Below are 13,579 nucleotides of genomic sequence, written 5' to 3' on the forward strand. Positions count from 1 at the left end.
CGTGTAACAAGATTTAAACTTAATACTCAGTAATTACATAAACTTAACGTTTACTGTCAGTCCTAGCTGACGCGGATCACCATAGCGTATATATTGCTTATCTGCCCAGCCTAAATCAGGCTCATTGCCGAAATAGAACCCACGAACACCATATTTTTCATCAAATAGATTACGCCCCCAAAGGTACGCTGACCACATATCTGCTTCATAGCCTATTTTGGCATTAAAAATTTGATAGGCATCTGATTTTGATTCATTACTGTCTGAATAGTAGAAATCGCTTTTTCCACTAGCATTTACGTTAGCAAACCAGCCAGAGTCAGTACGATAAGTTCCGCCAACACTGAAGGTAAAGTTTGGCGAATGGGCTAACTCTCTACCAGATAGATCGACAATGCCACCATACTTATCTTCATACTGATAATCGCCATACTCGGTTTCTAACCAACCCAAACTTGTGTAAAGGTGCAAATTATCCGTTGCGTACCAATTTGCATCCAATTCGGCACCATAGTTAGATGACGTACCAGCATTCTCAGTGTAAAGAATAAATCGCTGTGGGTTATTTGGATCTTGCTGTGAAGCAGAAACCTGTTGGTTCTTCCTATCCATATAGAACAGTGCAAGGTTTGTAGTTGCGTTCCCCTCTAACCAAGATGACTTTAAGCCAAGTTCGTAATTATACAATGTTTCAGTATCGTACTCTTTTTTATCAGATAATTCTGGCGGAAGAGACATATTAAAACCACCAGCTTTATAGCCTTTAGCTACTCTAAAGTAGGTTTCTTGAGTATCACTCAACGCCTTGCTGATGGCGAGATGGCCGCCCCACATATTCTCACTTGGGTCAAATTCATCTTTATTACTGTCGCTATAATTACTCTCACGGCGTTCAAGTCTTAAGCCGACAGATAAAGCATAACCAGAGCCTAAATCTGAATCAGTCTGAGCAAATATAGCGTAGTTTATAGCACTATATTCTGATTGTAAGACTTCATCAGGATAGCCGTTATATTCTGAGTAAAGATCATTATCTTCTTCCAAGTCCATACCATAAAGACCGACTAACCAGTCTGTAGAATCACCAAAAATTCGACCAGCTTCAGTTGAGCTAAAACGAAATTCCTGCGTAATGGTAGTTCTATCTCCTTTTTTGTCCCAAAGGTAATTATATTCACAAGGGATCAAATCCTCTGTACTACCATCTCCGTTGGAGTCATAGTCATCAGTACACAGTTTACTGCCCCAGTAATCTGGATTTGACCAATCACCATCATATGCGTGTTCATGATCTGTTTTTGCGTAGGAAGTGAGCGAGGTTAACTCAAACATTTCAGCACCTGAATAGGTGATCTTAAAGCCTGTTCCTGTTGTTTGCTGTGTATCTTTTCCAGGTTGATCTGTTTGAGTATCAAAGCCGTTGTTATCTAATGTCCATGCATCATAGCCATTATCATAATCAGCATACATTAGCGTTAAATCGACCTGCAAACTGTTCGTGGCATACCAGCGCAATTTTGCTCGCCCGGTAAACTCATCGCGTTTATTAGTATCACTCACGCCAAGATAAAGATTATCTCTATAGCCATCTTGCTGATGTTGTTGTAGTGACACTCGATAAAGTAAATTACCAGAATCTGTCAGTGGGCCAGAGCTAAACCCGCTAAAAGTTTGCAAGTTATCGTCACCAAGTGAAACCTCTGCGCCGTTTTCAAATACATCAGTAGGATCGTTACTCTTAAGGTAGATAAGACCGGCTAACGCGTTAGCTCCATACTGCGTACCTTGTGGGCCTCGCAGCACTTCAACTTGCTGCAAGTCATACATGCTCGAAACCATGCCCAAACCTGATAAGTCAATATCATCAACAATAAAACCGACTGATGAGTTAGGTGCACCTTGATACTCTTCTTGTTCACCTACGCCACGAATTTGGAAATACTTTGGACGTGAACTACCACCAGACCAGTTAAAGTTAGCAATAGAATTTAAGACGTCTTCGAAGTGCTGTGCACCTTCATCCTCAATCTGTTGCTGATCAATAACCGTTACGCTCGAGGGCATTTTATCTAAGCTAGTACCACGAAAATCGGAAGTAACAACCATCACTTCCATATCGTCTGTAGGTGTATCTGTGGTGGTTTCAGACAGCGCAGGCTGTGAAATTAGCGCTGACATAACTGCTAGCGCAACAGGAGAATAAACTTTTGGATATAACATAGGACCTCAAATTTTAATTTTGAGATCCGGCAACATAAAGAAGCGATCGGGAAATGAATTGTGGCCCATTCCTACGCCGGTATTAGCCGGATCAGGTTCAAAGGGTTTGTTTTTCAACATCTCAGTTAAGCCTATAAAATTACAACTTTCGCTCTATAGACTTTAACACCCCTTGGCCTGGCCGATTATACATGAATTTTACAAAAGCATGACACCCTTCTTGCGTTACCTGAACGTTTCGCATAAAAAAACGCCAAACCTGCTGACGTTTTATTAACATATGTGAACTTGAGCTGTTAAAGCTTAATTTGAAAATGCTTTTCTTACGTACAGTTCAAATCGGCTAGCATTAGCATTTGGTGCAACGGCAGATACTTGTAGCTGTTGCTTACCATGAAGCTTAACCGACTTCCAACTGACACCTTCATCATCAATTGTCATACCGCTAGTATCGAACCAAGTAAATTTGTACTGTAAGCGTAAATCTGTAGAAACTTTGCTGACAATAGTACCACTTCCTTGCAGGAATCCTCCCTCAGGACGAGCCATTACACTTTGAACTTCGACCTCTTTACCAAAGGTACTATTATCTATTCGCACTTCACCTTTAGAGCCTGCCATCAGGCCTGCTGTATGTGGCGCACATGCTGTAACAAATAAGACTGTGAACAAGGCTAAGATCAGTTTTTTCATGTTAGTTCCCTGAAATATACTCTTTGATTGTTAATACAAGAATAAGCTAGTTTAGTCGATTAAGAAATGTGCTCTTGCGGTAGCGATTAAATGCTTACGGTTAGTCTGCCAGCAATTAATACTCACATTTGCCACCCGCCGGCCTTGTCGAGTGATCTTACACTCTGCAAAGCTATCTTTATGGTAACCAGCCCTTAAATAATCAATGGAAAAATCCACAACTTTAGGGACTTTACTGGTTTGCATAAACACCATTAATTGAACGATTGCGGACATCTCCATGAAACCCGCTATAACGCCCCCATGAAGTGCAGGTAATACTGGATTACCAATATTGTCATCCTTTGCGGGTAGTTTAAAGATTAACTCATCACCAAACCGGTCGACTTCCATGCCAATGAATTTTGCGTAGGGGACATGTTCCAGTAGATGCCCAAAATCATTGAGCTCTGTGGCTTTACGAATAATACTTTTTACATCGAGCTTTGCTTGTTCACACTCATCAGCGCTTGGGTTAATCATTACGTGGTTCCCCCATTAATGCCTGTCTAAACTCTTCACCGACCATTTCGGGGCTAATACGCATAAATGAACCCACCGCATGGGCAATCGGATCATCTATAGAGTCTTGATAAGCAATCGCTCGAGTAAAAGCAACGCTAGATGACAATTTATAGCACTGGGCGAAGCCGTATACTGGTTTAAAAGGCTCTGCAGGTTTCATGTAATCAACTCTAAGATCGAGCGTTGGTGAAATCTCTAACGAGCGAAACTTATCAAAAATAGAGCAAACAACAGCACAACCACTAGCAGTATCCATTAAGGTTGTGATAACACCGCCATGAATGACGCCAGTATCTGGATAACCGATAAGTTGAGTGTCATAGGGAAGCTCCATAAGGACATGTTTGCTACTGCCTTCAAGCACTTTCAGTTTTAACTTTTGGCATTGAGTGAGCTGCGCTACAAATCGACTTGCCATCTCCGTTAACGGGAAAACATCGGCAGTTTCTTTCATCGATTTTTACTCAACATAGGTCCTAATGAGTGACCTCCAACTAGGTGCATATGAATATGAAACACTTCTTGTCCAGCGTGTTCATTGCAGTTCATGATCAATCGATAACCATCTTCAGCAATTCCCTCTTCTTGCGCTAGCTTAGCCGCTACAGACATCATTCTTCCGAGCGCCTTTTCATCCGAGGCTTTTATATCATTTGCTGTAGGGATGAGGTGGTTAGGAATGATCAGAATGTGAGTAGGAGCTTGAGCACTAATGTCTCTAAATGCGGTTACCAGCTCATCTTGAAATAGAATATCTGCGGGGATCTCACGTCGAATAATTTTACTGAATATGGTTTCTTCGGCCACTTTGCTGTCCTCGTTAACATAAGTTATCTTCTAGTATACTCGAAAAAGTGCATCAAGCGATTGACGATTTTTGGCGTGCAATCAGCAAAGTAAACTTTGGATAAGAGTCAATTTGTAGCGATAAAGGTTAAAATAAATAGGCTTAAAGTCGCCATACATAAAAGCGACAACAACTATCTGCAGCACTAATGAATTCAATCCAAGCAGCGCCGAGGCCTAGCGCTGTTAGATTCACCTAATGCAAAAGGTTGATGCTAATTACAAGACAACTTCATGCATGTTTGTTTGAGCCCATGCGATTGCTTGTCCGCGGCTCGATACACCTATTTTTCTAAAGGCTCTATACAGATGAGTTTTAATGGTACTTTCACTTACAAACAATTGATTTGCAATATCAATATTAGTACTACCAGATCGTAATACCTGCAATACCTCTCGCTCTCGCATGGTCAAAGTATCAGACTCTTCATCTTCTTCCACATCTTTTAGGTGCGCTCGATTAAATTCATCAGGAATTGCCGTTTGTCCATGTACAATTTTAGACATTCCAATACCGATGCTGTCTAAGGTTGCATCAGAGTAGAAAACACCAGCAGTGATATTTTGCTGAACTAAAAACCGAGCATCGACTTGCTGAGGGTAATGTATAAACACAACCCGCACACCACTGCGCTCTTTATCCAATTTCTTCTGGATTTGATATGCCTTTTGAATATCTACACTTGAAAGATCGATTAACACTAGGCCAACACGATTCTCAGTAAAATTATCTATAATATTATCTGGCGCAACATTATGAATTTTGACTAAAAACTGTTGGGGCCAACGAGTATTAAGCAGATCAACTAATATTTGTGAGCGGGTAACCATAACCCAGTGCATAACCTTAAACATCCGACTCTCCATGTTTATCGTAAAACTATCCTTGTGTGTATAAGTGTAATACACATTAAAGATAATAAACGAACAAAAAGAATTAAATATTGAAATATTCTAATGTTCAAGGTGCTAACACTACATCAGCCTTCAATACCTACATATGTAGCTAATACAACTATATAGATAGCACTAATGACTGACTTGCCAAAATGAATAATATTTAAGTGAAGTTATATATTTACAGCCAATAGACATAGAACACTTAAAATCACCTATCGGTTAAACTTAAAGTGATAGTGTAAAAGACAAACCCCACAGCCAGTAAAACCACTAAGTATCTGAATTAAAACTCTTTACACATGAAAAAACAAATAAAGGTGAAGATAGCTATTTAAAATCATGAATTTATATCCCTTTTAATATGCCCTCTGTAAAAAGCATTCCTGTTAACTGCATTATAATACTTAATAACAAAAATTTAATTCATGTTTTTTATTTTTCGGCTCATAACTTCAGTGCTTCATGCTATTAGAACAAATAGTTATTAATTACAATCTAATTACAGAAAGTTTGCTATCACTTTTTCAGCGACAACAACTTAATGTACTATGGCTCAAAAAATTCATAAGCACCGAAAGTAGAGTATTTAATTTAAAAACTATACTTCAGATTAGAGTTTGGTGTTCGTACGAGTATAAGCTAACGTGATTTTAGCCATGCTAGCTTAGCTTGATAACGCTGCTGGTTCCTCGGTAAGTCCGTATAATCGAGTGCTTTGCGCAGGGCTTTCTTGGCCTGTTCTGGTTCATCAAGTTTAAAATGTACCTTTGCTAAATCAAAATACGCTCTATGAAAGTAATATGTGTTATCAATAAATTTGTTCAGGTACACTTTTGCACTTAGGTAGTCTGCAGCGGCTATCGAATCTTGCGCCACTAAATACCATTTATAAGGGCTGCTATCATCTAATTCAAGTAATTGTTTTTTCACAGCTAAGGCTTCAACTATGCGACCTTGGCGAACCAGTAAATAGTGATAATTACTCAACAACGTCACTTTATCTTCTGAAACCTCTAATCCATATCGATACAAGCTCTCAGCGGTTTTTACATCCCCTAATCGTCGTAAAACAACCGCCAACATATTAATAGATGGAGCATATACCTCGCTAAAAGATAAACTTTTCTTAAGCAATAAATAGGCTAGTGGTAAGTCATCACTGAACAATGCATCCGCAGCTAAATTTCGATACAGCATAGCGAAGAACTCATCAGTATCTACCTTTTTTCCACCTCTGTCATAACGACTAGGAAAGTAGTCTATTACAACGCTTTTATTGCCAGAAAATAAAGTGTTGCTTCCATCATTATTGGTCTCATAAAGAAATGTTCTAACATGATCTGACGTGACAGAGTATCGGTCTGTTACATCAAGTAAAACAGGCATAGTATGCAAGAGTTGAAATGATATATCGACTTGGAACTCACTGGCAATTGCATAGGTTAAAAGAGCCAATGACATACAGTTACCTTGGTTGAGTTCTAGCGCCTCTGCAGCACTGTAGTTTTTGCCTTCATAATTAAAGTTGACCAAGCGTTTTTCAAGAAAATGTTTGACCTGTTGAAACGGAAGTAATGTGTTGACATCACTCTGTAATTGAAAGCGCCTAAACTCTGCAACTTGCTCAGCAGTTAAAGACAATAAGCTTTCTGGTTCAGGTATTTCATAATCGCTGACATCTGCTTCATACGCTAATATCGGCATCTGAGCAGGCTGTTTAGTCGGAGGAGGCACAATCTGGCAACCGCTAATAATAAAACATACTAACAATAAGTACTTCATAATTTCCATTTACATTGTTATGTCCATATATTCAAAGGTATACCAAGCAGATACTAACTACAACAGTTCGATAAACCACCTCAGAATAGAGCAAGTAGCAGTAAAGCTAACCCAAGAAATACGCTCAATGAGCGCCAAAATAGAAGCGGATTACGTTCTATTAATGCAGGTTTAACCACCGAACGTTGCCATGTCTTTATCGGCTCAGTCATTTCAAAGAGCCATTCGCTGCAGTCTGCTTGACGCTTTTCAGGTGCCACGCTAAGCGCCTTTTTAAGAGCATCATCCATCCAAATGGGGATCAAAGGGTTAATCTCATAACTTGGAATATACTCAAGTCTTATAAAATCTAATTTAGATTTGCAGGCCTGCTGCTTACCATTAAAAGGTAACTGACCCGTAAGCATTTCAAACGCGATGACGGCAATAGAGTAGAGGTCAGTGCTTTGAGTCACTTGATAACCAAGGATGCTCTCCGGCGCAGAGTAATCGGCTGTACCTAGTATTTGGTCTCGCTCAAGAGGGCTGGAGATCTCAGCAATTCCTTTAATAAAGCAAGAGCCAAAATCAATGATTTTGAGCTGTCCATCTTTGGTCAATATCAAGTTGTCAGGTTTTAGATCTTGATGCAGAGTTTCTTTACGGTGAAACGCTCTCACTCCTATTTCTAATTGTTTTAACAGAGCCAACACCTCTTGTATATCTGGCGTCGGGTTATGTTTTATCCATTGGCTTAATGATTGCCCATCGAGGTATTCCGTTAGGTAGTAAAGCGCAGATTTCCGTTTATCACGCTCAACGATAGAAACCACATAAGGACTATTAATTCGTTTTCCTATCCAACTTTCTAATAAAAACCGTTCGATATAAGCTGCATCATCTAGATAATTAACTGAAGGCGTTTTCATACACAATAAGTCATCTTGCTGATTTCTGACTAGATAGACTTGGCTTCTTTGGCTTTGATGTAAAACATCTACCACTGTATACCCGTCGAGCTTCATTCCAACACTTAGTGGTGGTGGAAAAGGCAAGCTAGACAGATGCTGATAAACTTCATCAATGGTTTGCTCTGGTAAGGCCTCGATACATAGTAACTGACAACTAACATTGTCTTGGGAGCCAGAATTGAGAGCTGAATTGACTAGTTCATGGCAAAATCTATCACTCCTTTCGTCAGTGAAATGCGCGTTCAAACTGCTAGTTTGTGGAGTTTGATTAAATCGCGCTAACTTCCGCTCTAATTCAAAATCAGTTATAACATCATGCACACCGTCAGTCGTTAACAGGTATAGATCTCCCTCCTCTAGCGCTAACATGCGATAGTCCACCTCAACATTAACATCTAGCCCCAAAGCTCGGGCAAGATAACGCTGATTATTGCCCACTATACTGGTGTGATCGTGGCTTAGCTTATCCAATGTACCATTACGGTAGCGGTAAACTCTTGAATCACCCAGATGAAAAAGATGCAAATGACGTGACTTGAAAACCAATGCACTTAAGGTGCAGACGTAGCCTCTGCGGGCATCTCGGTAATCTTGTCCTAACCCATAAAGCCAACGATTCAGCGCTGTTAATACTTGAGTACTTGATTTTTGTACTGACCAGGGATCAGGTGTCGAGTAATAGTCAGCAAGAAAATTACTGACGCTGATAGCGGATGCTGCTGCGCCGCCTTCTGCAGTGCTCACACCGTCACTGATAGCTGCAACAGCTCCCTTCGTCGTTAACATTAGGCCACTGGGAATACGGATCCCAATGGCATCTTCATTGGCCGCTTTAACGCCTTTATCAGAATACTGACCAGCCTTAATGACTAAACTGTGCTTTGGCTTGTGGCATTCAATATCATCACTCATTGTCAATGGGGACATTGTGTCTTTTGAATCATTAGCAACCATAACCTTTGCCATCATACTCACTAAGCCCCTACTAATTAACACTTATTAGGGTTACTTCCCCCTTTTCATTCACTTCGGCGATATGGCCTTTAGGCTCTGTCATTAAGAACACGGTTAAAAAGCCAACTAAAGCACTCGCAGCAATGACATAGAAAAAAGTTTGCGTAGAAACCATAGAGTAGACAGTTAAGAAAAATACAGCACCAACATTACCGTAAGCGCCAGTCATGCCTGCGATCTGTCCCGTTAAACGACGTTTAATAAGCGGTACTGCCGCAAATACTGCGCCCTCGCCTCCTTGTACAAAGAAAGAACATGCCATCACCATAATGATGGCAAAGGGTAACGCCCAAGTTGCATCAATTTGCGCGACGCCAAAATATCCAATCGCTAGCCCAGCAGTCAATATCATCAATGTTGACTTACGACCATAACGGTCACTGAGCCACCCCCCTCCAGGTCGGGACATTAGGTTCATAAAAGCATAAGAGGATGCGACTAAACCAGCTTGAGCTAATCCAAGACCGAACGTTTCAGCGAAAAAGAGAGGTAACATGGACACCACAGCCAACTCTGAACCAAATGTTGAGAAGTACAGAACATTAAGAACCGCTACCTGCTTAAATTCGTAACGTTCAAATTCAGGAACCGTACCTGTAAACACTTGCTTATTAACTTGATAGGTTTGATAAATATCGACTATTAAAACTAAGCAAAGTAAAGCATAGATGCCATAAACAACTTGATGGCTAAACATGCTCACTCCCTCAGGAGACAGCTTCCAACCAAGCAGCGCAAGTGTCGCGTACATGGGTAATTTCATCACCAGTAAAAGTACAAAATCGCCTTTACTGGTTACTTCAAGTGCACCTGCTTTTTTGGGTTTGAAATAAGTAGAACCTTTAGGGGTATCTGTTACATTGAAATAGTAAATAAATGCGAAAGCTAAACTCAACAATCCAGTTAAAGCAATAGCGTAGCGCCAACCATCAGCGCCACCAAAAGCAAGTGCAACAGCAGGCAGAGTAAAAGCTGCGGCGGCAGAGCCAAAGTTCCCCCAGCCACCATATATCCCCTCAGCAGTGCCTAATTCTTTTGCTGGAAACCATTCACTCACAATACGAATGCCAACCACAAAACCAGCACCGATAAACCCAAGTAAGAATCGCGCTAGTGCCAACTGCTCAAACGTTGTCCCTAGCGCGAACATAAAGCAGGGAATCGAGCAAATACCCAATAACAAAGAGTAGACAAGCCTAGGTCCATACTTATCGGTGACCATGCCTATCAACACTCTAGCAGGGATAGTTAAAGCGACATTAAGAATTAGCAGTGTTTTAATCTGTGATTTAGTTAATCCTATACTGTCAGCAATTACGCTAAGCAGAGGAGCGGCATTAAACCAAACCATAAAGGTGATAAAAAATGCCATCCAGCTCAAGTGCATCACTTTCATCTTTCCTGAAAAAGAAAAAAGGTTAAATCCAGTCTCAGCAGTAATCTTGCTATTCATACTTCTCTCCTCATCCTTAAGCGGGTAATCGTGCTAAAATCTTGCCTGATTGACGTTTTATTTCATATATATCAATGCTGAGTGCTTCATTTTCTAAGCAACGACCAGTTGTTAGGCTGTAGTGTTGTTTATGCAGCGGCGAAGCAACATAGAGTTCATTATCAAATTCACACAGCAGGCCACGTGATAACACGCTCACCCCCGTTGCTGGATCGATATTATCTATAGCATAAATGCCAGCATCTCCAAGATGGAAAACCGCCACCGCTTTACCCGCAACCCATGCAGCAATACCTCTTTTGGCCGGCAAAGCTTGTTCATCACAAATAGTTATCCAATTCATACCAACACCTCCTCTTCATCTAACTGCGTAATTGCGATATCGCCCGTTTTCGATAATCCATGTGTAACGGCACCGAAGGTTTGTACCTCAGAACTCATCGGAAATTTTTGTGCTCGTTGATATTGATACTGTGTTTCATCCCTTAAAGGAGCATCGTTAGGATTGATAAACTCATTAAAACGCTGCAGAAAAACGTCATCTTGTAAGCTGGTTTTCCATTCACATTGATAACTAGCGACGATTTTACTCATCTGGCTTTCTAATTCCGCTCCTAAGCCCAAAGAGTCATCAACAATCACTGATTGCAAATATTCAAGGCCGCCTACTAAAGACTCAAGCCACACCGACGTACGCTGCAATCGCGCCGCTGTTTTTGTGTAGAACATAAGAATTCTGTCAATATAACTAACAAGTTGTTCAGTTGAGAGATCGGTTGCAAACAAATCGCCATGTCTAGGCCTCATCCCGCCATTACCGCAAACAAATAAGTTCCAGCCCTTCTCTGTAGCAATAACACCAATATCTTTACTCTGCGCTTCAGCACATTCACGTGTACAGCCTGAAACGGCAAACTTTATCTTGTGAGGTGACCTAAGGCCTTTGTATCGGTTCTCTAATGCAATCGCCAACCCTAAAGAGTCTTGTACACCGTAACGGCACCAAGTATTACCTACACAAGATTTAACAGTTCGCAGTGATTTACCATAGGCATGTCCGGTCTCAAAACCTTCAGCAATCAGTTCCGACCAAATAGCTGGCAGATCTGAAAGTGCCGCACCAAACATGTCGATACGTTGGCCGCCAGTGATTTTGGTATAAAGGTCATATCGTTTGGCTATCTGCCCCATTGCTATGAGTTTATCTGGGGTGATCTCGCCCCCAGCAACTCTCGGCACTACAGAATAACTGCCATCTTTTTGTAGGTTACCTAAATAAGCGTCGTTACTATCTTGCAGAGCGACGTGCTTCTCATTGAGCACATATTCGTTTTCTAAGGTGGCAAATATAGAAGCAGCAACCGGTTTACAAATATCACAACCTAGCGCTAACTTAGAGGCGTCTTTGGCATGGAGCTGATAAAGTTGCTCGAAATCACTTATATTTTCCACTTGGCACAAATGAAATAATGCTTGGCGATCATAATCAAAGTGGCAGCAGATCCCTGACTCTGTTTCTAGTCCTTGTGCCTGCATGGTTTCGTCGATGATCTGCTGCACCACGGCTGCACAGCCTCCACAACCAGACGCTGCTTTGGTACAACTTTTTATCTCCGCGAGCTGATGCTTTCCGGCAATAACTTGCTCAACAATATCCGCTTTTGTTACTTGATGACATGAACAAACAATGGCGTTGTCCTTTAGCACTAGTGGCGCAGAATCATCAACCATTAGCAATGTGACAGCGGGATCCTCTAACGCTTCTCCCGATAAGTATTGACTAAGCAGATGGCTGTAGTCATCAACATTGCCAACTAGTACAGCCCCTCGCAGATACTCACCAGTTTCATCAAGCCAGAGTTTTTTATAAACGCCAGCTTGAACGTCACTGAGCTCAACATATTGTGCATGTTCAAAACCACGACTCTCACCAATGGAGGCTACATCAACCCCAAGCAGTTTTAGCTTTGTGCTCATGTCTGCACCGGTGAACCTTAACGCCTCAGTAGCCGGCGAGACTAATGAATTATCAAGTAGCTGCTTGGCTATCTGCGACACGGCAACTTTTGCCATTTGATAGCCAGGAGCGACTAAACCAAAGATCTGTTGTTGCCAAAGGGCACACTCTCCGATGGCGTATACGTCCTTGGCGGATGTAAGGCAGCAGTCATCGATAACAATACCGCCGCGTTCACCAATACTGATACCACACTCTCTAGCTAATGCATCTTGAGGACGGATCCCTGCGGAAAATACAATCATATCCGTTTCTAAAAAACTGCCATCGCTGAAATTAAGTCGATGTTGCGCCCGCTCACCATCAATAATCTCTTGTGTTGCTTTGCTTAAATGCACACCAAGCCCTAACGCTTCAATTTTCTGCTTTAATAGTTCACCACCTCTGTCATTCAATTGCACTGACATCAGTTGCGGTGCAAACTCAACCACGTGGGTATCGAGCCCTAAAGCACTCAGCGCATTGGCAGCCTCTAGCCCCAGTAATCCACCACCAATAACGACACCTGACTTGGCCGTCGTTGCAGCTTGTTCAATAGCTTCCAGATCATCAATAGTGCGATAAACTAAACAATCACGACGGTCATTGCCCTTTATCGGCGGTACAAAAGGAAAAGACCCTGTAGCCAAAACAAGCGTGTCATAAAAGACTGTCTCACCATTCACTGTCAGTTGTTTATTATGTTGGTCAATATTGCTGACTTGTTGCCCTAGCTGTAAACCAACACCTTGGGCGGCATAGTCAGTCTCAGTAGCTAACATCAGACTATCGGCACTACTTGATTCGAAATACTTTGACAGTTGAACCCGATCGTATGCAGGCAAACTCTCTGAACCAAAAACCGTAACGTCATAATGTCGATTAAGCTGTTGTTCGCATAATTGCTCCACAAAATGGTGGCCAACCATGCCATTTCCCACTATGACTAACTTGGGTTTATCTACTTTCATGCTTCGCCCCTTTTGTGTCCTATACTATTTATTTCAAACAAAAAGGCGCCAATCTCCCTATAGGAGATGGCGCCTTTGCCAAAAATTCAAATTGTTTATTGCTATTAATGGCGGATAAAAACCGCTGCTGAGTTACTCATAAAAGTAGCGAAGACTGTGCCAGTATTCATCTTGCTGCGAAATACATATA

The 13,579-nt window shown here is 41.4% G+C and carries 11 protein-coding genes and 1 riboswitch; all 11 genes read right to left on the minus strand.

The annotated features are described in order from the left end of the window. Positions 1 to 33 precede the first annotated feature (33 nt). The 11 genes from L2730_RS11365 to nirB all read right to left on the minus strand — a co-directional run bounded on the left by L2730_RS11365 (position 34) and on the right by nirB (position 13,389). Positions 34 to 2,220 (minus strand): TonB-dependent receptor, encoded by a 2,187-nt coding sequence (locus tag L2730_RS11365; protein WP_248974705.1) that lies wholly within the window; start codon positions 2,218 to 2,220, stop codon positions 34 to 36. A gap of 51 nt (positions 2,221 to 2,271) precedes the next feature. Then, positions 2,272 to 2,403: riboswitch (TPP riboswitch) on the minus strand. Between the two features lie 120 nt (positions 2,404 to 2,523). Then, a complete protein-coding gene (locus L2730_RS11370) occupies positions 2,524 to 2,913 on the minus strand; it encodes a YcfL family putative periplasmic lipoprotein (RefSeq protein WP_248974706.1) in 390 nt (129 codons plus the stop codon). A 51-nt stretch (positions 2,914 to 2,964) separates the two neighbouring features. After that, complete coding sequence (locus tag L2730_RS11375) at positions 2,965 to 3,435, minus strand: PaaI family thioesterase (RefSeq protein ID WP_248974707.1); 471 nt, start codon at positions 3,433 to 3,435, stop codon at positions 2,965 to 2,967. Next, entirely contained in the window at positions 3,428 to 3,931 is a 504-nt protein-coding gene (locus L2730_RS11380) for a PaaI family thioesterase (protein ID WP_220737494.1), read from the minus strand. The genes L2730_RS11375 and L2730_RS11380 overlap by 8 nt, the downstream gene beginning before the upstream one ends. Next, on the minus strand, positions 3,928 to 4,284 hold the full coding sequence (gene hinT / locus L2730_RS11385) for a purine nucleoside phosphoramidase (protein WP_220737495.1): 357 nt from the start codon (positions 4,282 to 4,284) through the stop codon (positions 3,928 to 3,930). Before hinT ends, L2730_RS11380 begins: the two co-directional genes overlap by 4 nt. 258 nt (positions 4,285 to 4,542) lie before the next feature. After that, positions 4,543 to 5,178 (minus strand): LuxR C-terminal-related transcriptional regulator, encoded by a 636-nt coding sequence (locus L2730_RS11390; RefSeq protein WP_248974708.1) that lies wholly within the window; start codon positions 5,176 to 5,178, stop codon positions 4,543 to 4,545. 684 nt (positions 5,179 to 5,862) lie between these two features. After that, positions 5,863 to 7,005 carry a tetratricopeptide repeat protein gene (locus L2730_RS11395; protein ID WP_248974709.1) on the minus strand — a complete coding sequence of 381 codons (1,143 nt, stop codon included), beginning with the start codon at positions 7,003 to 7,005 and terminating at the stop codon, positions 5,863 to 5,865. 80 nt (positions 7,006 to 7,085) lie between these two features. Next, the gene (locus L2730_RS11400; RefSeq protein ID WP_428848454.1) at positions 7,086 to 8,867 is read right to left on the minus strand and encodes a bifunctional protein-serine/threonine kinase/phosphatase; all 1,782 of its coding nucleotides are present in this window, start codon (positions 8,865 to 8,867) and stop codon (positions 7,086 to 7,088) included. A gap of 73 nt (positions 8,868 to 8,940) precedes the next feature. Next, entirely contained in the window at positions 8,941 to 10,422 is a 1,482-nt protein-coding gene (locus L2730_RS11405) for a NarK family nitrate/nitrite MFS transporter (protein WP_248974710.1), read from the minus strand. Positions 10,423 to 10,438: 16 nt separating this feature from the next. Further along, positions 10,439 to 10,765 carry a nitrite reductase small subunit NirD gene (gene nirD, locus L2730_RS11410; RefSeq protein WP_248974711.1) on the minus strand — a complete coding sequence of 109 codons (327 nt, stop codon included), beginning with the start codon at positions 10,763 to 10,765 and terminating at the stop codon, positions 10,439 to 10,441. Then, positions 10,762 to 13,389 carry a nitrite reductase large subunit NirB gene (gene nirB, locus L2730_RS11415; protein WP_248974712.1) on the minus strand — a complete coding sequence of 876 codons (2,628 nt, stop codon included), beginning with the start codon at positions 13,387 to 13,389 and terminating at the stop codon, positions 10,762 to 10,764. The genes nirD and nirB overlap by 4 nt, the downstream gene beginning before the upstream one ends. Positions 13,390 to 13,579: the final 190 nt, after the last annotated feature.

This window comes from Shewanella kaireitica (assembly GCF_023284045.1).
In the GTDB taxonomy this organism is placed as follows: Bacteria; Pseudomonadota; Gammaproteobacteria; order Enterobacterales; family Shewanellaceae; genus Shewanella; species Shewanella kaireitica.